Below are 20,714 nucleotides of genomic sequence, written 5' to 3' on the forward strand. Positions count from 1 at the left end.
ATCCAATAACAAAATGAGGTTGTTTTCCTATGCCAGTCGGCAATCACCCAGCTCACGGTGAGACCGCCCAAGGCGGCCCACTCAAGCGCGAACTCGGCGAACGGCACATTCGCCTGATGGCACTGGGCGCCTGTATCGGTGTCGGCCTGTTCCTCGGCTCGGCCAAGGCTATCGAAATGGCCGGGCCGGCCATCATGTTCTCCTACATCATCGGTGGCCTGGCGATCCTGGTGATCATGCGCGCCTTGGGCGAGATGGCGGTGCACAACCCGGTCGCCGGCTCCTTCAGCCGCTATGCCCAGGATTATCTTGGCCCGTTAGCGGGCTTCTTGACCGGCTGGAACTACTGGTTCCTGTGGCTGGTGACCTGCGTTGCGGAAATCACCGCGGTGGCCATCTACATGGGCATCTGGTTCCCTGACGTGCCGCGCTGGATCTGGGCCCTGGCGGCCCTGGGCAGCATGGGCGCGATCAACCTGATCGCGGTCAAGGCCTTCGGTGAGTTCGAGTTCTGGTTCGCTCTGATCAAGATCGTCACCATCATCGCCATGGTCCTGGGCGGCATCGGCATCATCGCCTTCGGTTTCGGCAACGATGGGGTGGCGGTGGGCATCTCCAACCTCTGGAGCAACGGCGGTTTCATGCCCAATGGCGTCACTGGTGTGCTGATGTCGCTGCAGATGGTGATGTTCGCTTACCTGGGCGTGGAAATGATCGGCCTGACCGCCGGCGAGGCCCGCAACCCGCAAAAGACCATCCCGCAGGCCATCGGCTCGGTGTTCTGGCGCATCCTGCTGTTCTATGTCGGCGCCTTGTTCGTGATCCTGTCGATCTACCCATGGAACGAGATTGGCAGCCAGGGCAGCCCCTTCGTCATGACCTTTGAACGCCTGGGCATCAAGACTGCCGCCGGCATCATCAACTTCGTAGTGATCACCGCTGCGCTGTCGTCCTGCAACGGCGGTATCTTCAGCACCGGGCGCATGCTCTACAGCCTGGCGCAGAACGGCCAGGCTCCGGCCACCTTCGCCCGTACTTCGCGCAACGGCGTGCCGCGCAACGCGCTGCTGCTGTCGATTGCCGCCTTGCTGCTGGGCGTGTTGGCCAACTACCTGGTGCCGGAGAAGGTGTTCGTCTGGGTGACTTCGATCGCTACCTTCGGCGCGATCTGGACCTGGGTGATGATCCTGCTGGCGCAGCTGAAGTTTCGCGCCGGCCTGAGCGTTGCCGAACGTGGCGCGCTGAAGTACCGCATGTGGCTGTGGCCGCTGAGCTCCTACCTGGCGCTGGCGTTCCTGATCTTGGTGGTCGGCCTGATGGCGTATTTCGAAGACACCCGTGTGGCCCTGTATATCGGCCCAGCCTTCCTGGTCATGCTAACGGTGCTGTACTTCGTGTTCCGCTTGGCGCCCAAGGAGGCGACAGGCGCGGTACGGACCGCATCCTGATGTGAAAAGCCCCAGCTAGTGGCTGCAATGCTGTTCACTTAAGACATCTGTCGTATGGTTTGGGGCCGCTGCGCGCCCATCGCGACACAAGGCCGCTCCCACAAGAGGCTTGCCGATACGTAAACGCGTGGCTTGCAAGCCCTCTGTGGGAGCGGCCTTGTGTCGCGATGGGCTGCGTAGCAGCCCCACCTGAAGGCACTCCAGCTTAAGTGAACAGCATTGCAGCCACTGGCCGGGGCTTTTCGTTTGGGGCCGGGCAAAACCGGCAGGCGCAGCCTTGCCAGGCAATGGGCCTCAGGCTGCCACTTCGCTGTGTGGTTCGAAACTGTCGGCCCGCGCCATTTGCCACATGCGCGAGTAGAACTGGCCATTGACCTCGCCGGTGAGCAGTTCACCTGGCTTGAGGAATACGTGCATCTGCGAGAACAGTTTGATCTCGGTGGCCGACATGCGCCGCACCAAATGCTTGGCCTCCAGTTGCGACGGATGCTCCAGGCCGGCGGCGGCGAGCATTTCGGCCAGTGCCCGTAGGGTGTTGTGGTGGAAGTTGAGCACGCGGTTGGCCTTGTCCGGCACTACGAGGGCGCGCTGGCGCAGGGTGTCCTGGGTGGCCACTCCGGTCGGGCACTTGTTGGTATGGCAGCTCTGCGACTGGATGCAGCCGATGGCGAACATGAAGCCGCGCGCCGAGTTGGCCCAGTCGGCACCGATGGCCAGCACGCTGGCGATGTCGAAGGCGCTGACGATCTTGCCGCTGGCGCCGAGCTTGATCTTGTCGCGCAGGTTCAGGCCGACCAGGGTGTTGTGTACGAACAGCAGGCCTTCGCGCAGGGGCACGCCGATATGGTCGGTGAACTCCACCGGCGCGGCGCCGGTGCCGCCTTCCTTGCCATCGACGACGATGAAGTCCGGCAGGATACCGGTCTCCAGCATGGCCTTGGCAATACCCATGAACTCCCACGGGTGGCCCAGGCAGAACTTGAAGCCTACCGGTTTGCCACCGGACAGTTCGCGCAGTTGGGCGATGAACTGCATCATCTCGATGGGCGTGTTGAAGGCGCTGTGGCGTGACGGTGAGATGCAGTCCTCGCCCATCAATATGCCGCGGGTTTCGGCGATCTCCTGGGTCACCTTGTGCTTGGGCAGGATGCCGCCATGGCCGGGCTTGGCGCCCTGGCTCATCTTGATCTCGATCATCCGCACCTGTGGATTGCTCGCTTGTTCGGCAAAGCGCTTGGGGTCGAAGCGACCATCGGCGGTACGGCAGCCAAAATAGCCGCTGCCCAGCTCCCAGATCAGGTCGCCGCCATGTTCGCGGTGGTAGGGGCTGATGCTGCCCTCGCCGGTGTCGTGGGCGAAGTTGCCGAGCTTGGCACCCTTGTTCAGGGCACGGATGGCGTTGGCGCTGAGAGAGCCGAAGCTCATGGCCGAGATGTTGAAGATCGAGGCTGAATAGGGCTGGCCGCACTGCGGTCCGCCGATCACCACGCGAAAGCTGGCCGGGTCGCTCAGGGGCGCCGGGCGCATGGAGTGGCCGATGAACTCGAAACCTGACTCATAGACATCGATCAAGGTGCCGAACGGCTTGTCCGAGGCCTCGTTCTTGGCCCGGGCGTACACCAGCGAACGCTGTGCCCGGGAAAAGGGCAGGGCTTCGCTGTCGGCTTCGAGCAGGTACTGGCGGATCTCCGGGCGGATGCCTTCGACCAGGTAGCGGATGTTGCCGAGGATCGGGTAGTTGCGCCGTACCGCATGGCGGCTCTGCAGCAGGTCGAACAGGCCGATCAGGCTGAGCACGGCGGTGGCGAGGGTGAAAGGCCACAGCCACTCGTGATGGAGAAAGGGCAGGCTGGCCAAGGTGAACAGTACACAGGCTGCAAAGAAGGCATAGCGGCTGAGAAGTGAGAGGCTCATACGGGGTCCTTGCGGAAGGCTCGTTCAGGCTCGGGGCCTGGGCAAACCTCGACCTTAGCCCGGTTGGCCAAGGTTTTGCCACCCTATGGGCGATCACTTAGATGACAAAAGGTGGGTATCAAAATTCATTCTCGTTTATTATGTTATACAGTATCAATTGTCTTAAGGAGGCCAAACCATGAAGTCCGATATCCATCCCCGTTACCGCCCTGTGCTGTTCCATGACACCGCTGCCGATGTGTTCTTCCTGATCGGGTCGACCGTCGAGACAGACCGTACTCAACTGCACAGCGACGGTCAGACCTACCCTTATGTCGCCCTGGACGTATCCAGCGCTTCGCACCCGGTGTACACCGGCCAGCAACGCAAGGCCACGGTAGAAGGCCGTGTGGCTGGGTTCAACAAGCGCTTCGCCGGCTTCGGTACCAAAGCGCTCAAATGACCGTTTGCGTGTCACGCAGCAGCCGCTGGCGCCAGGCATCCTGTTCGGCCGCCGGCGCCTCCAGCCAAAACTGGTATTGCCCGGCGACACGCGCGGCGACCGGTACGCCGTCGCGGTAGAGCAACCGGTTGCCGCTGACGGCAGGCACTTTGCTGCCGGGCAGCAGAGTACCTACCAGGTTCAACGGATCGCTGGCGCTGATCATCACCAGGCTGCCGTCCAGCGGCCGGCGCCGGACCTGGCGCATCAGGCCGACCGCCTCTGGCAGGGCGAATTGCTCGCCTGCCAGGCCGGCAATGAAGCGCCCGCCGCGAATCTCGCCCCGGGCTTCCAGGCGGTGATACCAGCGCAGTAGCTCGCGCCAGGGTGGCAGGACCTCGCTTTCCCGTTCCAGTAATCGCCAACAGATCACTCCGTAGCGGCGCAACAGGCTGCGGGCGATATGCTCCAGGCGCTGGTCGCTGTCCTGGTTCGCACTGCCTTTGCGCAACAGTGCCCAGCGCCCGGCATGGGCCATGCTGCTGGACAGCGGCGCGTGGCCACGGCGGCTGTTACGTGACGGACGCTTGGCCGCCGGCGTGATCAGGCTGCGCAGTCCGCTGAAGCTGTCGGCGCTGACCAGCCCGGCACCAACCAGTTCTTGCAAGGCCGTTTCCAGTTCGCTGGGCAGCAGGTGAGCTTCCTGTGTCAGTTCATCGAAGAACAGCGCGCCTTGCTCCTGCAAGGTGCTGTGCACCCGCTGGGCGCGTGGAGCCAGGCAGTCGCTGGAAGGCAAGCTGACCAGGCTGCGCCACAGCCCTAGATGCTCGCGTGGCAACAGCACCAGGGGTGTGCTGGGCAAGGTGCTGCTGGAGGCGGTGGAGGCGAGGCGGCTCCAGGTCCAATGGCCGCTGCGGCAGGCATCGTCCAGCCAGTGCGGGCTGTAGTCCTTGATCCGCGTGGGCAGCAGGTCCGCTTCCCAGGCACTGGCGGCCGTCGGGAAGCCTTGCAGTTGGTTCAGCACTTCGGACACGGCCTGCGGTCCTTGCAGGCGTTCAGCGTTGGCCAAGTGTTGCCAGTCGAACAGGAAGCGCATGAAGTCCTGCAGGCTGACTGGTTCGATCTCCCGGCGCAGGCGCTTGACCGTGTAGCGATGGATGCGGGCCAACAGGTGGCGTTCGCACCATTGCAGCGACGCCTGGCCCGGGCTGAAATGGCCACGCATTACATAGCCTTCGCTTTCCAGGCGAGCCAGGGCCTGCTCGACATCACCGTCGGGCAAGCCCAGCGGCATTGCGATCTGTGCCAGGGTCAAAGGGCCAAAACCGCTCAGGCGGGCGCGCAGCAGTTCAGTCAGTGCCGAGTCGGGATCGACGGGTTGGTCGAATCCAGGCAACACTTCGAGCCGAGGTTTGAGGCTGGCTTGTGGATAAACAACCTGCATCAGCTTGAGACGTTCACGTGCCAGCCATAAGGCGTGGTCCTGCCATTGCAGGCAACAGGCACGGCCGGCCTTGGCCAGCTGTTCCAGCAAGCGGTCCCAAGCTGTGTTGGCCAGCACTTCGGCCTGGCTGACTGCGCCCAGGCTCATCAGCGCTTCATGCATCTCGTCGCAGTTGGCTGGTGCCGGCCAGGCTTCGGTTTGCACGGCGAGGATGGCGTCGGCATCCAGCGCGCCCAGCTCATCGCTGCCTTGTACCTCGTTCCAGCGCCGGTTGAGCACGGCCTGGGTTCGGCGTTCCTCCAGGGGCGCGTCATCCAGGAAGGTGTAGGGGCGAGCGTTGAGGATGGCTGAGGCCAGCGGAGAGGGCGCGGGCAGGTCGCGGCTGATCAGGCGGATGTCACCATTCTCGATGCGCCGCAGCAGCGCTAGCCAACCTTCGCTGTCCATGGCTTCGTGCAGGCAATCATCGAGGGTCTGCTCGACCAGTGGGTGATCGGGAATCTGCCGTTCGCCGACGATGTTTTCCAGGCAGGCGATCTGGTCGGGGAAGACCGCTGCAATCAGGTCCTCGCTCTTCATGCGCTGGATCTGCGGCGCCACCTTGCGCCCGCCGACGAAACGCGGCAGGGCCAGCGCCACACCCGCGTTCCAACGCCAGCGCACGCCGAACAACGGCGCGTCCAGCAGGGCCTGGACCAGGATCGCTTCGGCGGTCTTGCTCGACAGGTAGCGCCAGACTTCCTCCAGTTCGAAGCTGTGGCTGGTCGACAGCGACAGCACGATGGCGTCTTCGCTGGCTGCGGCCTGCAGTTCGAAGTTGAAGGTACGGCAGAAGCGTTTACGCAGGGCCAGGCCCCAGGCACGGTTGATGCGGCTGCCGAAGGGTGAATGGATGATCAACTGGGTACCGCCTGACTCGTCGAAGAAGCGCTCCATGACCAGCGTCTGCTGCGACGGCAGGGCGCCGAGAATCTCACGGGTCCGCCCCAGGTAATCGAGCAACTGGCCCGCACTGTCGTCCGCGAGTCCGAACGTCTCCCGCAGCCAGCGTAGCGCCGGGCCGAAATCGCCAGCGCTGATTTGCAATTGTTCGTCGATCTGCGCCTGCAGGCGCGCCACGGCGCTCGAGAGTTCATCGCTGCGCCCCGGTGCCTCGCCGAGCCAGAACGGGATAGTCGGTGGCAGGCCATGGGCATCCTCGACCCGCACCCGTCCTGGCTCCACGCGCAGGATGCGGTAGGAGGCGTTGCCCAGCTGGAAGATATCGCCAGCGATGCTCTCCACCGCGAAGTCTTCGTTGACGCTGCCGATGTTCAGCGCCTGGGGTTCGAGCAGCACGGCGTAATCGGCTGTCTCGGGGATGGTGCCGCCGCTGGTCAGCGCGGTCAGCTGACTGCCACGGCGCCCGCGCAGGATGCCGCTGACGGCGTCACGGTGCAGGTAGGCGCTGCGTATGCCCTGGCGGCCGTTGTAGCCCTCGGCGAGCATGTGCAGCAGGGCTTGGTAGTGCTGCTCATCGAGCCCGGCATAGGGCTCGGCCTGGCGCAGGCAGTCGAACAGTGCCTGCTCCGGCCAGGGCTGGTTGCTGACTTCGGCGACGATCTGCTGGGCCAGCACGTCCAACGGGGTCTTGGGAATATGCAACAGGTCGAGCTCGCCCTGGCGCACGCAGTCGAGTAGGGCCACGCATTCGATCAGGTCGTCGCGCGAGGTGGCGAACAAGCGCCCCTTTGGTATGCCGCTGACTTGGTGCCCGGAGCGTCCCACCCGTTGCAGGAACGCGGCGATCGAGCCGGGCGAGCCGATCTGGCAGACCAGGTCGACTTCGCCGATATCGATGCCCAGCTCCAGCGAAGCGGTGGCCACCAGGACCTGCAAGGCGCCGCTTTTCAGGCGCTGCTCCGCGGCGAGGCGGTGTTCCTTGGCCAGGCTACCGTGGTGCGCAGCGACCGCCTCCTTGCCCAAGCGGTCGCTCAGGTGGCGGGTCAGGCGTTCGGCCAGGCGCCGGGTGTTGACGAACACCAGGGTGGTGCGGTGTTCCCGGGCCAGCGTGGCCAGGCGGTCGTAGACCAGGTCCCAGACATCGGTGGCCATCACTGCGCCGAGTGGCACGGGGGGGACCTCGATGGCCAGGTCGCGCTGGCGCGCATGGCCGACATCGACGATGGCGCAAGGTCGCCCGTGGCCGACGAGGAACTGCGCTACCTGTTCCACCGGGCGCTGGGTGGCGGACAGGCCGATGCGCCGCAAGGGCCTGCCACATAGGGCTTGCAGACGCTCCAGGCTCAGCGCCAGGTGGCAGCCGCGCTTGTTGCCCGCCAGGGCGTGGATCTCGTCGACGATCACCGTGTGCACGCTGGCCAAACCCTGGCGCCCGGAGGCTGAGCCGAGCAGCACGTACAGCGATTCAGGCGTGGTCACCAGAATATGCGGGGCCTGCCGGCGCATGGCCGCGCGTTCTTTCTGCGGGGTGTCGCCGCTGCGCACGGCGGTGGTGATCCGCGGAGGTTTCAGGCCTCGGGCTTCCAAGGCTTGGCTGATGCCTTCCAGCGGTGCTTGCAGGTTGAGGCGTATGTCGTTGGACAGCGCCTTGAGTGGCGAGACGTACACCACCTGGGTCTGCGCCGGCAGCTCGCCACCGTGTTCCAGGCCCTCGCGGAACAGCTCGTCGAGCACCGCGAGGAAGGCGCTCAAGGTCTTGCCCGAACCGGTCGGCGCGGCAAGCAGCATCGATTGACCGCCGTGGATCAGCGGCCAGGCCTGCGCCTGGGCGGCTGTGACCGTGGCGAAGCGCTGTTGGAACCATGCGCTGACGGCGGGGTGGAAGGCGGATAGCACCGGGTGCTGGCGGGCAGGGAGGTTCATGCACTGTTTATGCGGCCGCGTGCCTTGAATGGCAAGGGGCGTTCGTCAGCCGGCGGGGCCTGGGGGACGCAGCAGCTGTTGAACGGGCAGGGCCTGCATGTGATCCTTGCGCCCTTTGCCTCAACAGCGAGCCCACCATGACCAGGACCATCCACATCGCCGCCGCCCTGCTGATCGATCCGCAAGGCCGTACCCTGCTGGTGCGCAAACGAGGGACCGAGGCCTTCATGCAGCCAGGGGGCAAGATCGATGCAGGGGAAACGGCGCTTGCCGCGCTGGCCCGTGAGCTGCACGAGGAGCTGGGGCTGCGCATCGAGCCGCAGCAGGCCCGTTACCTGGGCCAGTTCAGCGCACCCGCGGCCAACGAACCGGGGTTCGAGGTCAAGGCCGAACTCTTTCAGGTCGAAAGCGCTGAAACCGTCGCCCCCGCGGCCGAGATCGAGGAAGTGGTCTGGCTCACCGCCGACGAGCAGCCCGCCCTGGAGTTGGCGCCCCTGACCCGCGACCTGATCCTGCCGCTGTACCGCCAGGCGCTCAACGCACCGCGCTGACTCCGTCGAGGGTGGCGAAGGAGGTGTCCTTGGCCGTCAGCAGGAAGTCACGCATGTAGGGCGCATCGAGCATATCGGTGCGCACCGCCGCGTAGAGGGTGGCGAACAGGCCCTTTTCACCGAGGCGCTTGCCCTTCACGTAGCCGCGTGAGCTGTACTCGTGCAGGGCCCAGTGAGGCATGCCGCATACGCCACGGCCACTGGCCACCAGTTGCATCATCATCACTGTCAGCTCCGATGTACGCACGCTGGCCGGCTCGATATCGGCCGGTTCGAGAAAGCGGGTGAAGATGTCCAGGCGGTCCCGTTCGACCGGGTAGGTGATCAGCGTCTGGTCGGCCAGGTCCTGGGGTACGATGTAGGGCTTGCTGGCCAGTGGGTGCTGGTTGGCCACGGCGAGCATGGCTTCATAAGTGAACAGCGGCACATAGGTGATGCCCGCCAGGTCGAGGGGGTCGGAGGTCACCACCAGGTCCAGGTCGCCCCGGGCCAGGGCCGGCAGCGGGGCGAAGGCGAAGCCCGAGGCCAGGTCCAGCTCGACTTCCGGCCAGGCATCGCGGAATTGGTCGATAGTCGGCATCAGCCATTGGAAGCAGCTGTGGCATTCGATGGCCATGTGCAAGCGACCGGCGGTCCCGCCAGCCAGGCGGGCAATGTCCCGTTCGGCACCGCGCAGCAGGGGCAGGGTAGCGTCGGCCAGTTGCAGCAGACGCAGGCCGGCGCTGGTGAAGCGGATCGGCTTGGTCTTGCGGATGAAAAGCTGCATGCCCAGGCGCTCTTCCAGTTCCTTGAACTGATGCGACAGCGCCGATTGGGTCAGGTGCAGGCGCTCGGCGGCCTCGACCAGGCTGTCGGCTTCGCGCAGGGCATGCAGGGTTTTCAGGTGGCGGATTTCCAGCACAACGGGCTCCATGAGGATTTTTTGATAAAAATCTTGCGATGTTGAGTTTCTCTCATGTAGGTCCGGCTGTCGACTGGACAGTCGTATGACCATTGGGCGACCTTCATCAAATTGTCACGCAACTGTGGCAGCGCGTCCGAACGAATTTCATCAGACTCGCGCTCTACTGGGGATCTGCATTCTGGTGTTTCTTTCATGCGGGCTTTTTTGATCGTTTTCTTTTTTCTGTTGAGCGTACCGGGGGCTTTCGCCGCGCCACGGTGTGACGCCCACGTGCCAGTGCAACGGGCTGAGCTGGGTGACCTGAGCCTGGTGTACCAGAGCGTTGGCGAGCCGTCGGACCCAACGTTGTTGCTGGTCATGGGGCTGGGCGGGCAACTGATCCACTGGCCTGACGATGTAGTCGAGGCGCTATGCCGGCAAGGCTTCCGGGTCATCCGCTATGACAACCGTGATGTGGGCCTGTCGCGCTGGAACCAGATGCCGGCTTCGGCCAGTCTCACTGTCGAGTTATTGCGTTACAAGCTCGGCTTGCCAGTGGTCGCGCCGTATACCCTGACCGACATGGCAGGGGACGGCCTGCGCCTGATGGACGAGCTGAAGGTCGAGCAGTTTCACGTGCTGGGCGTGAGCATGGGCGGGATGATCGCCCAACACCTGGCCGCCATGGCCCCGGAGCGGGTGCGCAGCCTGACCCTGGTCATGTCCAGCTCCGGCGCGCAGGGCTTGCCGGCGCCGAGCCCGGCGTTGGTGCAGCTATTGGCACGGCGCAACGCACCGAACCGGGACGTGGCCATCGAGCAGCAGGCCGACCTGCTGGCTGCCCTGGGCAGCCCCCGGATCGCCGATGACCGTGCCGCCCTGTTGCAGCAGGCGGCTGCCGCCTATGACCGGGCGTTCAATCCACAGGGTGTTGAGCGCCAGATCATGGCGATCCTGGCCGAACCGAGCCGGGTCGAGCTGCTCAACCAACTGCGTGTGCCGACCTTGGTCGTGCATGGCACTGCCGATCCGCTGTTGCCGGTGATGCATGGCGTGCACCTGGCCGCGCACATCCAGGGCAGCCAACTGCGGCTGATTCCTGGCCTGGCCCATCGTTTCCAGGAACCTTTCAAGGCGCCCCTGCTAGCGGCGGTGTTGCCGTACCTGAAGTTCCACCGCGAGGACCTGCGGCACGTGGCCGGAATCTAGTGAAAGCGCATCCATAAGGTCACCAGCATCGTTGCCGCGACCAGCCAGGCGACGGTGGCCAGTGCCAGCGACGCTTCCAGCCGCATGCGGTCGACCAGGAAGTACAGGGCCGCCAGGTAGATGAAGTAGGGGATGATCGACCACATGCCAAAGAGGATGGTGGTCTTCAGGTCCGCCAGTGAGCGGCCCTTGCCGACGATGTAGTGGGCGATCAGGGCGAAGGTGGGGAACAACGGCACCAGGCCTGCGATGTAGTAGTTGCGCGTTTTAGCCAGGAGGGCGAGGAGCACCACGACGGCGGCGCCCAGGCCGGCTTTGAGTATCAGGTCCACATTGTCTTCCAGGTTGAGGCCAGGTCCGCGTTCGTTTCGTGCGTGATATCTCGGGTCAGCCGAGGCCGTATTTTTTCACTTTGTCGAACAGGGTGGTCTTGGCCATGCCCAGCTCTTGGCTGGCCTGGCTGAGGTTGCCGCCGGTGCGCTGCAGGGCGTCGCTGAGCAGGTTGCGTTCGAACGCCTCCACCGCCTCGGCAAATCCCAGCCCCTGGCTGGTGGTGGCGCCGCTCTTCTTGAAGGCCGGCAGGCCCAGGGCATAGCGCTCGGCGACGTTGCGCAGTTCGCGCACGTTTCCGGGCCATTCATGGGCCATCAGGCGCGACAGGGTCTGGCTGTCCAGTTCGGGAACCTCGCGGTCGAAGCGCAGGGCAGATTGCTGGAGGAAGTGCTCGAACAACTGCAGGATGTCTTCGCGGCGTTCGCGCAGCGGCGGCAGTTCGAGGGTCACCACGTTCAGTCGGTAGTAGAGGTCGCTGCGGAACTGCCCGCTCTGGCCCAAGGCATCGAGATCGGACTTGGTCGCGGCGATCACCCGGCAATCCACCGGAATGCTCAGGTTGGAGCCCAGGCGCTCCAGGGTGCGCTCCTGCAGGACGCGCAGCAGTTTGATCTGCAGGTTGATCGGCATGCTCTCGACCTCGTCGAGGAATAGTGTGCCGCCATTGGCATGCTCGATCTTGCCGATACGCCGTTTGCCGGCACCGGTGAAGGCATTGGCCTCGTGGCCGAAGATCTCGCTCTCGAACAGGTTCTCCGGTAGCCCGCCACAGTTCAGTGCGACGAAAGGCTGGCCCTGGCGTCGGCTGAAGTCGTGCAGGCAGCGCGCGACCAGCTCCTTGCCGGTGCCGGTTTCGCCTTCGATCAGCACGTTCGCCGAGGTATCGGCAACGTTGGCAATCAGCTCGCGCAGGTTCTGCATGGCGGGCGAGCGGCCGATGATGCGTCCTTCCAGGGTGCTCTGGCCGGCCAGTTGGCGGCGCAGGGCGAACACTTCGCGGGATAGCCCGCGCTGCTCCAGGGCGCGGCGCACCACGTCCACCAGGCGCTCGGGCGAGAAGGGCTTCTCCATGAAGTCATAGGCGCCGTTGCGCATGGCACCGACCGCCATGTCGATATCGCCATGGCCGGTGATCAGCACTACCGGCAAGCTGCGGTCACGCGCCTTGAGGCGGTTGAGCAGTTCCAGGCCGTCGATGCCTGGGAGCCGGATATCACTGACCACGATGCCGGCGAAGTCATCGCCGATGCGCTCCAAGGCTTGTTCCGCGCTGCCGACGCCTTCGCAGGCGATATCCTCCAGGGCCAGCGCCTGCTGGCAGCCGAGCAGCACATGCGGGTCGTCTTCGACGATCAGGACTGTGAGGGGGGCTTGGTTCATAGGGGCTCTCGGTTCATTGGAGCTCTGCCGATTCTGTAGGGGGCACGGCCAGGGGCAGGGAGAGGACGAAGGCGGTACCGCCAGCGGCGGGGTGCTCGACGCTCAGCGTGCCCTTGGCGGCGGTAGCCAGGCTGGCTGACAGGGTCAGGCCGAGGCCCAGGCCGTGCTCGCCCGGCTTGGTGGTGAAAAAGGGTTCGAACAGGTGCTTGCGGGCCTCGGTATCGATGCCGTGGCCATTGTCGCGCACCCGCAGGCGGTATTTGTCGCCCTGCAGCTCGCCCTCCAGCCAGAGCTGGGGCAGGGGCTGGGTCGCCATGGCATCCAGGGCGTTGCCGATCAGGTTGGCCAGGATCTGCTCCAGGCGGGTCTGGTCGATGGCCAGTTGGTGATCGTCGAACTGTTTGTGCAGTTGCAGATGGCAGTTGGCGATGCGATTTCCTAGCACTTGCAGGCAGGCGTCCACCGCCTTGGCCAGCGAAGCCTGGCCGCTGTCGTCGCCGCGGCGGGCAAAGGAGCGCAGGCTGGCGGTGATGCGGCCCATGCGATCGATCAGGTCGTTCATGGTGCGCAGGTTGGTGCTGGCCGTTTCCAGGGCGCCACGCTCGAGGAAGCGCACGGTGTTGCCGGACAGCGTGCGCAGGGCCGCCAGCGGCTGGTTCAACTCGTGGGCGATGCTGGTGGACATCTGGCCGATGGCGGCCAGCTTGCCGGCCTGGACCAGTTCGTCCTGAGCATGACGCAAGGTCTGTTCGGCATGTCGGCGCTCACGGATCTGGCCCTTGAGGCGGTCGTTGCTGGCGCGCAGGTCGGCGGTGCGTTCGGCGATCTTGCGTTCCAGCTGGCTGTTAGCTTCTTCCAGGGCTTCGCGGGCCGCCAGGCGCGTGGCGATCACCTTGCGCCGTTCGTTCCAGGCGATCAGCAGGATCGCCAGCAGGGCGAAGGCCACGCCAACCAGGATGCCCTGGACCGTGGATTCGCGGCGTAGGTCCTGCAGCGGGGTAAGCAGGGTGAAATGCCACGGCGTGTCGGCCAGGCGACGCGTTTGCGCCAGGTAGGCGACTTCATGGTCCTTGCCCTTGGCGGTCTCGCTGTTGGCCGGGAAGGTCAGCTTCTCCACGCCATCGGCCAGGGTCTCGCGCGCCAGGGGTTGCAGTTCGTTCAACGGCCACCAGTAGTACTGCAGGCTGCGTGCCAGGCGCTCCTTGGTCTGCGGGGTCAGTGGCCGTACCGACTTGAGGCGGCGCGCCGGGTCGCTGGAGAGGATGATGATGCCGTTCTCGTCGCTGACGAAGGCTTCCAGGCGGGCCCGCTGCCAGCGCTCTTCCAGGGTGTCCAGGCGTACCTTGATCACCGCTACGCCGATGATCTTGCCGTGCTCCTCCAGGCCGTGGGCGAGGTAGTAACCGGCTTCGCCAGTGGTGCTGCCGATGCCATAGAAACGCCCTGGCTCGCCACGTACGGCGTTCTGGAAGTAGGCACGGAACGACAGGTCTTCACCAAGGAAGGAGTCTGCATCGCGCCAGTTGCTGCTGGCCTGGACCCGTCCGGAGGTGTCCAGGACGAAGATGGCCCGGCTGCGGCTGCGGCGGTTCAGGCCCTCCAGGTATTCGTTGACCGTCTGGCGTTGTTCGCCATCGGCGCTGGTGAGCAGGCGGGAGACGCTGTCTTCCAGCTCCAGCACGCTCGGCAGGTAGGTGTACTTGCTGATCTCGCTCTCGACCGTGCGCGCGTGCAGCTCGAGCTGGCGCTCGCCGGTCTCGCTCAGGGTGCGGATGCCGTTGCTTTCGCTGATCAGGTAGCCAGCCAGCCCCAGGCCGATCATCAGCAGGATGATCAGGGGCGGAAGCAGTAGTTGGCGGATCAGACGGGGTTTCACGGCAAGGGCAGGCTGGGCTGGGCGAAAGAGCGTGGGATCGCATTTCATCACAGTGGCCTTGTCTCGACCAGCGCCCTCTGCCCGGCTGGCGCCGGACAGGGGCTGGGGCCGGGTTTTAGTGTTGCAGGATCTTGCTGAGGAAATGTTGGGTGCGTTGGTCACGGGCATTTTGGTCACCAAAGAACTCTTCCTTGGTGCAGTCTTCGATGATGTTGCCCTTGTCCATGAAGATGACCCGGTTGGCGACCTTGCGGGCAAAGCCCATCTCGTGGGTCACGCACATCATGGTCATGCCTTCGTGAGCCAGCTCCACCATCACGTCCAGTACTTCGCTGACCATCTCCGGGTCCAGGGCCGAGGTCGGTTCGTCGAACAGCATGACGATCGGGTCCATCGACAGGGCACGGGCGATCGCCACACGTTGCTGCTGGCCACCGGAGAGCTGCCCAGGGTGTTTCTTCGCCTGGCTGCTCAGGCCGACGCGCTCGAGCAGGGCCAGGCCCTTCTTGGTCGCTTCTGCCTCGCTGCGGCCCAGGACCTTGCGTTGGGCGATGGTCAGGTTCTCGGTGATGGTCAGGTGCGGGAACAGCTCGAAGTGCTGGAACACCATGCCGACCCGCGAACGCAGCTTGGGCAGGTTGGTCTTGGGGTCGGCGATCGAGGTGCCGTCTACCACAATATCGCCCTTCTGGAAGGGCTCCAGGGCGTTGACGCACTTGATCAGGGTCGACTTGCCCGAGCCGGACGGGCCGCAGACCACCACCACTTCACCTTTCTTGACTTCGGTGTTGCAGTCGGTCAGTACTTGGAAGTCCCCGTACCACTTGTTGACGTTCTTGATGGAAATCATACGGTTATCCTTTTCTGCAGACGCTTGACCAGCCAGGAAGCGGAGAAGCTGATGACGAAGTACACGACCCCGGCGAAGACCAGGAACTCATTGGAGCGCCCGATGATGTCGCCGCTGGCCCGTGCCGAGTTGAGGAAGTCGACCAATCCCACGGTGTAGACCAGCGAGGTGTCCTGGAACAGGATGATGCTCTGCTGCAGCAGCAACGGGGTCATCTTGCGGAACGCCTGGGGCAGGATGATCAGTTTCATGGTCTGGCCGTAGGTCATGCCCAGGGCCTGGGCCGCGCCCATCTGGCCTTTGGAGATCGACTGCACACCGGCACGGACGATCTCGCAGAAATACGCGGCCTCGAACATCATGAAGGCCACCACGCAGGAGGTGAAGGCCCCGACCGGGGTGTCTTCGCCGGTGATCCAGCGCAGCACGAAAGGCACCGCTAGGTAGAACCAGGTGATCACCAGCAGCAGCGGGATCGAGCGGAAGTAGTTGACGTAGGCGCCGGCGATGTTCGACAGCAGCTTGTTCGACGACAGGCGCATCAGGGCCAGGAAGGTGCCCAGGACGATGCCACCGATGACCCCCATGACCATCAGCTTCAGGGTCATGAGCATGCCGTTCCACAGGCCGGGGAGGGCCGGGATGATACCGGTGAAGTCCATGTCCATTATTTACCCCCCACGGAGATCAGGCCAGGCACCAGGACTTTCTTCTCGACCATGCGCATGAGCAGCATCAGGCCCATGTTCAGGGTGAAGTAGATCAGGGTGGCCAGGGTGAAGGCCTCGAACAGGTTGGCGGAGAACTCGGCGGTCTGCTTGGTCTGCGCCAGCAACTCCATCAGACCGATCAGCGAGGCCACCGAGGAGTTCTTGAACACGTTCAGGAATTCCGAGGTGAGCGGCGGAATGATGATCCGGTAGGCCTGGGGCAGCAGCACATTGGTGTAGATCTGCGGCAGGCTGAAGCCCATGGCGCGGGCGGCTGCTTCCTGGCCACTGGGTAACGCCTGGATGCCGGTGCGCACCTGTTCGCAAACCCGTGCGGCGGTGAACAGGCCCAGGCAGACGACCACGCTGATCAGTGCCGAGGTAGTCGGGTTGAGGTCTTGCTTGTACCACTCCTGCAGGTTTTCAGGCAGCAGGTCGGGCACCAGGAAGTACCAGATGAACAGCTGCACCAGCAGCGGTACGTTGCGGAAGACCTCCACGTAGGCCGTGGCGATACCCGATACCAGGCGGTTCGGTACGGTCCGCATGACGCCGAGGATCGAACCCAGCAGCAGGGCGATGATCCAGGCACAGATGGCAATGGCGATCGTCCAGCCCAGGCCGGTGATGTACCAGTCCAGGTAGGTTTCACTACCCACGCCGGTGGACTTGAAGAACACGCCCCAGTCCCAGTTGTAATTCATCGGGATTTCCCCTCAGATCGGTTGTTTCACGGGCACCTTCGAGCATCCGAGGGCGGTAGCCGCCCTCGGATGAAAGGTTAGACACTAACTAGCTGGGGGTCAGGACTTCTTTTCGTCCGCCGCTTTGTCGGTCGGCTCGGCGATCAGTTTCTTCAACTCGTCGCTCATCGGGAACATCAGGTTCAGGCCTTTTGGTGGGATGGGCTGCTGGAACCATTTGTCGTAGATCTTGTTGATCTCGCCCGACTTGTACAGCGCGACGATGGCATCATCGACGGCCTTCTTGAACGGCGCATCGCCCTTGCGCACCATGCAGCCGTAGATTTCATAGGACTGTGGAGTGCCGGTGACTTCCCAGTCGGTCGGTTTCTTGGCCTTGGCCATTTCGCCGGCGAGCAGGGCGTCGTCCATCATGAAGGCCACGGCGCGACCGGACTCGAGCATCTGGAAGGATTCGCCGTGGTCCTTGGCCGAGATGACGTTCATCTTCATCTGCTTGTCGGCATTCATTGCCTTGAGGATGCGTTCGGAGGTGGTGCCGGCGGTGGTCACCACGTTCTTGCCGGCCAGGTCTGGGAAGTCCTTGTACTGGGAGTCCTTCTTCGACAGCAGGCGGGTGCCGATCTCGAAGATGCCGACCGAGAAGTCGACTTGCTGCTGGCGCTCGAGGTTGTTGGTGGTGGAGCCGCACTCCACGTCGACGGTGCCGTTCTGCACCAGCGGGATACGGGTCTGCGAGGTGACCAGGTTGTAGCGAACCTTCAGGTCCGGAGCGCTGAGCTCTTGCTTCAGATGCTCGACGATTGCCAGTTGGATGTCGTGGGAGTAACCGACGGGTTTGCCCGAAGCGTCGGCGATATAGGAGAACGGGATGGAAGCGTCACGGTGCCCCAGGGTGATGGTGCCTGAGTCCTTGATCTTCTTCAGGGTGCCGGTCAGTTCCGCGGCCATGGCGGGCGAACTGATGACAACGGCCGCGATGGCGGCGCCCAACAGGTGACGAACGATACGCATCAAATTTTCCTCGACGTTTGTTTTTCTTATGGAGCCGTTGGCGGACTCTTTCGTTCAGCGAATACAGCATGAAGCGGGTGTGCATTCGGGTACTGAGTGTAGAGCATGACTCGTGCCAAGCCCCGGCTTTGATCATAACGCCCCGAAAAGACTGGGGATTAATCTTTTTTGAAGGATACGGGAGGGAGGTTTTTGTCCGAGTTGCCGAACGGATGGTTTTGTCTCGTTCGGAAATCCGAATGAGTTTGATAGCTAGGTACCATCTCAGGATAAGCCCATTCCCAGTTTCTCGCGATCGACACTGGCCCTGTAGGAGCCAGTGTCAGTTGACGGAGCTTTGCCAGAAGAGGGGGCTGCGTAGGTGTGCGCATCTGCGGCCCATCGCCCGCTGACGCTTGCAACTGCAACCCCGGCAGGGGCTGATGCAAGACAGTGTGTGACGGAGCCGTGATGATTCAAGGCGACCTCAGGCCGCCTGGACACGCCCCCGATTGAGCTTTGCCTGTTGCAGGTAATCCTGCAGCGCCTGTTGTTCTGCCTCGCTGGTGAACAGGCCAAGCTTGGTGCGACGCCACAGGATATCGTCGCTGCTGATAGCCCACTCCTCGTTGCGCAAGTAGTCGACCTCGCGGGTGAACAGTCCACCGCCAATGGCCTGGCCCAGGTCCTCTGGGCCTTCCACACCCTCCAGCAAGCGCCAGGCACGGCTGCCGTAGGTCAGCGCCCAGCGCCGGGCGATGTCCACTGGCAACCAGCCGTAACGGGCCAGGATGCTGTCGGCCAGGGCTTGAGCGGTGGTCATGTTCTCACCGCCAGGCAACGGCGCGCTGGCGGTCCAACTTTCACGCATCTGGGTGAAGAAGGGCTTGAGCTCTGCCATGGCCGATTCGGCCAGCTTGCGGTAGGTGGTCAGCTTGCCGCCGAACACGGACAACAGCGGCGCCTGACCTTCGCTGGCGGACAACGCCAGGGTGTAGTCGCGGGTCACCGCCGAAGGGTTGTCCGATTCGTCGTTGCACAGCGGACGCACACCAGAGTAGGTGTGCAGGATGTCGGCACGGCTGAGTTGGTGGTTGAAATGCTCGTTGACCACCTTGAGCAGGTAGTCGGTTTCCGTTTCGGTGATCACCACCTTGGCTGGGTCGCCGGCGTATTCGCGATCGGTGGTGCCGATCAGGGTGAAGCGCTCCAGGTAGGGGATGGCGAAGACGATGCGCTGGTCTTCGTTCTGCAAGATGTAGGCATGTTCGCCTTCGTACAGGCGCGGCACGATCAGGTGGCTGCCCTGGATCAGGCGGATGCCGTAGGGGGCGTCGAGTTTCAGGTCATCCTTGATGAAGCTGGCGACCCAAGGACCGGCGGCGTTGACCAGGGCGCGGGCGCGGATGCTCCGGCGGCTGCCGTCGGCGGACTCCAGCTCTACCTGCCACAGGCCATCGACCCGTTGTGCGCTGAGGCAGCGGGTACGGGTGCGGATATGCGCGCCTTTTTCCTGGGCGGCCATGGCGTTGAGCACCACCAGGCGGGCGTCATCGACGGCGCAGTCAGCATATTCGAAGCCGCGGGTGATGGCGGGCTTGAGCGGATTGCCCGGGCCGAAGCGCAGGCTGCGAGAGGCGCCGAGCTGCTTGCGTTTGCCCAGGTGGTCATAGAGGAACAGGCCGGCACGGATCATCCAAGCTGGGCGCAGGTGGGCGCGATGGGGCAGGACGAAGCGCATGGGCTTGACGATGTGCGGTGCTTTGGCCAGGAGCACTTCACGCTCGGCGAGGGCTTCACGCACCAGGCGGAACTCGTAGTGTTCCAGATAGCGCAGCCCGCCGTGGATCAGCTTGCTGCTGGCCGAGGAGGTGTGGCTGGCCAAGTCGTCCTTTTCGCATAGAAAGACCGAGAGGCCGCGCCCGGCTGCGTCAGCGGCAATGCCCACGCCATTGATACCGCCACCGATCACGGCGAGGTCGTAGCAATCGGCAAGGGCTGGCAAGGGCGGAGTGGGCTGGGACACGGCAAGGCCTCCTGAAGGCTGTTCACATCGAATATGAACATCAATGTTCGTTTTCGAAAATACTAGCGCAACGGGAAGGCTGTCGCCAGTCAGTTCTCATAGAAAAAACTGATCAGATGAAAATAAAGTGAACAATAGCGAACATCGGGCAGCCACCCTCGTGGCGAGGGCAGCTGAAGAGGGCTCAGACCAGGTCCAGGCGAATCTTGTATTGGTCGAGCAATTGGCTGAGGGCTGGCGAGGGCGGCTGGTCGGTCACCAGGCAGTCGATCAGGTTGATCGAGCCCAGGCGAACCATGGCATTGCGGCCGAACTTGCTCGAATCGGCGGCCAGGATCACCTGGCGGGCGTTGGCGATGATCGCTTGTGAAACCCGTACTTCTTGGTAATCGAAGTCCAGAAGGCTGCCGTCTTCGTCGATGCCGCTGATGCCGACCAGGGCGAAATCGACCTTGAACTGGTTGATGAAGTCGACGCTGGCCTGGCCGACCACGCCGCCGTCGCGGCGCACCGTTCCACCGGCCAGCAGTACCTCGAAATCATCCTTGGCGCTGAGGATCGAGGCCACGTGCAGGTTGTTGGTGATGATCTTCAGGTGATTGTGGTTGAGCAGCGCGCGGGCGATGGACTCGGTGGTGGTGCCGATGTTGATGAACACCGAGGCATGATCGGGGATCTGTTTGGCCACGGTTTCGGCGATACGCTGCTTTTCGTCGCGCATCTGGTCGGCGCGCATGGCGTACGCGGTGTTCTCGATGCTGGAGTCATAGGCCGCGCCCCCGTGGTAGCGACGCAGTAAGTTGACTTCGGCAAGTTGGTTGATATCACGGCGTATGGTTTGTGGGGTTACGGCGAACAGCTGCGCCATTTCTTCGATACTGACGTAACCGCGTTCGCGCACCAGTTCGAGGATTTGTTGTTGGCGTGGAGGCAGATTCATGGGCGGTCCTTTGGGGCTGCCGGACAAATGCTGCAATGATGCCGTAGGAATGGGCTGACGGCCAGTAGAGGGGCTTACCCTTGAATCAGGAGCAGGAGCCAGAGGTCATCTGGCTCCATGTTCAGCGTCGATTGTATGGGAGCTATACGGGGGCTGCTCCGCGATGA

At 63.6% G+C, this 20,714-nt stretch carries 16 protein-coding genes; 4 read left to right on the top strand and 12 right to left on the bottom strand.

Annotation, left to right across the window (positions count from 1 at the left end; genetic code table 11):
* Nucleotides 1–29: 29 nt before the first annotated feature.
* Nucleotides 30–1,448: an amino acid permease gene (locus ACYU03_RS06020; RefSeq protein ID WP_461888855.1), complete on the top strand. Its 1,419-nt coding sequence runs from the start codon at nucleotides 30–32 to the stop codon at nucleotides 1,446–1,448.
* A gap of 294 nt (nucleotides 1,449–1,742) precedes the next feature.
* On the opposite strand, the gene ACYU03_RS06025 is transcribed toward ACYU03_RS06020, so the two are convergent.
* Complete coding sequence (locus ACYU03_RS06025) at nucleotides 1,743–3,362, bottom strand: FMN-binding glutamate synthase family protein (RefSeq protein ID WP_461888857.1); 1,620 nt, start codon at nucleotides 3,360–3,362, stop codon at nucleotides 1,743–1,745.
* A gap of 178 nt (nucleotides 3,363–3,540) precedes the next feature.
* Between ACYU03_RS06025 and ACYU03_RS06030 the strand changes: the two genes are divergently transcribed.
* On the top strand, nucleotides 3,541–3,804 hold the full coding sequence (locus ACYU03_RS06030; RefSeq protein WP_461888859.1) for a type B 50S ribosomal protein L31: 264 nt from the start codon (nucleotides 3,541–3,543) through the stop codon (nucleotides 3,802–3,804).
* On the opposite strand, the gene ACYU03_RS06035 is transcribed toward ACYU03_RS06030, so the two are convergent.
* Nucleotides 3,797–8,092 carry a DNA glycosylase AlkZ-like family protein gene (locus ACYU03_RS06035; protein ID WP_461888861.1) on the bottom strand — a complete coding sequence of 1,432 codons (4,296 nt, stop codon included), beginning with the start codon at nucleotides 8,090–8,092 and terminating at the stop codon, nucleotides 3,797–3,799. The genes ACYU03_RS06030 and ACYU03_RS06035 overlap by 8 nt on opposite strands.
* A gap of 137 nt (nucleotides 8,093–8,229) precedes the next feature.
* Between ACYU03_RS06035 and ACYU03_RS06040 the strand changes: the two genes are divergently transcribed.
* Nucleotides 8,230–8,643, top strand: a complete 414-nt coding sequence (locus ACYU03_RS06040) for an NUDIX hydrolase (protein ID WP_461888863.1) — start codon at nucleotides 8,230–8,232, stop codon at nucleotides 8,641–8,643.
* On the opposite strand, the gene metR is transcribed toward ACYU03_RS06040, so the two are convergent.
* The gene (metR, locus tag ACYU03_RS06045) at nucleotides 8,627–9,544 is read right to left on the bottom strand and encodes a transcriptional regulator MetR (protein ID WP_461891407.1); all 918 of its coding nucleotides are present in this window, start codon (nucleotides 9,542–9,544) and stop codon (nucleotides 8,627–8,629) included. The genes ACYU03_RS06040 and metR overlap by 17 nt on opposite strands.
* A gap of 195 nt (nucleotides 9,545–9,739) precedes the next feature.
* Here metR and ACYU03_RS06050 point away from each other — a divergent pair, with 195 nt between their 5' ends.
* A complete protein-coding gene (locus ACYU03_RS06050) occupies nucleotides 9,740–10,735 on the top strand; it encodes an alpha/beta fold hydrolase (RefSeq protein ID WP_461888865.1) in 996 nt (331 codons plus the stop codon).
* Here ACYU03_RS06050 and ACYU03_RS06055 read toward each other — a convergent pair.
* The 9 genes from ACYU03_RS06055 to ACYU03_RS06095 all read right to left on the bottom strand — a co-directional run bounded on the left by ACYU03_RS06055 (nucleotide 10,732) and on the right by ACYU03_RS06095 (nucleotide 20,547).
* A complete protein-coding gene (locus tag ACYU03_RS06055) occupies nucleotides 10,732–11,058 on the bottom strand; it encodes a GlpM family protein (RefSeq protein ID WP_461891408.1) in 327 nt (108 codons plus the stop codon). The two genes, ACYU03_RS06050 and ACYU03_RS06055, sit on opposite strands and share 4 nt — an antisense overlap.
* 64 nt (nucleotides 11,059–11,122) lie before the next feature.
* Nucleotides 11,123–12,448: a two-component response regulator AauR gene (gene aauR / locus ACYU03_RS06060; RefSeq protein ID WP_461888867.1), complete on the bottom strand. Its 1,326-nt coding sequence runs from the start codon at nucleotides 12,446–12,448 to the stop codon at nucleotides 11,123–11,125.
* Between the two features lie 13 nt (nucleotides 12,449–12,461).
* A complete protein-coding gene (aauS, locus tag ACYU03_RS06065) occupies nucleotides 12,462–14,372 on the bottom strand; it encodes a two-component sensor histidine kinase AauS (protein WP_461888868.1) in 1,911 nt (636 codons plus the stop codon).
* Nucleotides 14,373–14,439: 67 nt separating this feature from the next.
* Entirely contained in the window at nucleotides 14,440–15,174 is a 735-nt protein-coding gene (locus ACYU03_RS06070; protein ID WP_461888869.1) for an amino acid ABC transporter ATP-binding protein, read from the bottom strand.
* Complete coding sequence (locus ACYU03_RS06075) at nucleotides 15,171–15,842, bottom strand: amino acid ABC transporter permease (protein ID WP_461888871.1); 672 nt, start codon at nucleotides 15,840–15,842, stop codon at nucleotides 15,171–15,173. The genes ACYU03_RS06070 and ACYU03_RS06075 overlap by 4 nt, the downstream gene beginning before the upstream one ends.
* On the bottom strand, nucleotides 15,842–16,588 hold the full coding sequence (locus tag ACYU03_RS06080) for an amino acid ABC transporter permease (RefSeq protein ID WP_461888873.1): 747 nt from the start codon (nucleotides 16,586–16,588) through the stop codon (nucleotides 15,842–15,844). The genes ACYU03_RS06075 and ACYU03_RS06080 overlap by 1 nt, the downstream gene beginning before the upstream one ends.
* 99 nt (nucleotides 16,589–16,687) lie before the next feature.
* The gene (locus tag ACYU03_RS06085; RefSeq protein ID WP_461888875.1) at nucleotides 16,688–17,602 is read right to left on the bottom strand and encodes a glutamate/aspartate ABC transporter substrate-binding protein; all 915 of its coding nucleotides are present in this window, start codon (nucleotides 17,600–17,602) and stop codon (nucleotides 16,688–16,690) included.
* 466 nt (nucleotides 17,603–18,068) lie between these two features.
* Complete coding sequence (gene glpD / locus ACYU03_RS06090) at nucleotides 18,069–19,607, bottom strand: glycerol-3-phosphate dehydrogenase (RefSeq protein ID WP_461888877.1); 1,539 nt, start codon at nucleotides 19,605–19,607, stop codon at nucleotides 18,069–18,071.
* A gap of 184 nt (nucleotides 19,608–19,791) precedes the next feature.
* Nucleotides 19,792–20,547, bottom strand: coding sequence for a DeoR/GlpR family transcriptional regulator (locus ACYU03_RS06095; protein ID WP_461888879.1), 756 nt, complete (start codon nucleotides 20,545–20,547; stop codon nucleotides 19,792–19,794).
* Nucleotides 20,548–20,714 lie beyond the last annotated feature (167 nt).

This window comes from Pseudomonas sp. X10 (assembly GCF_054889225.1).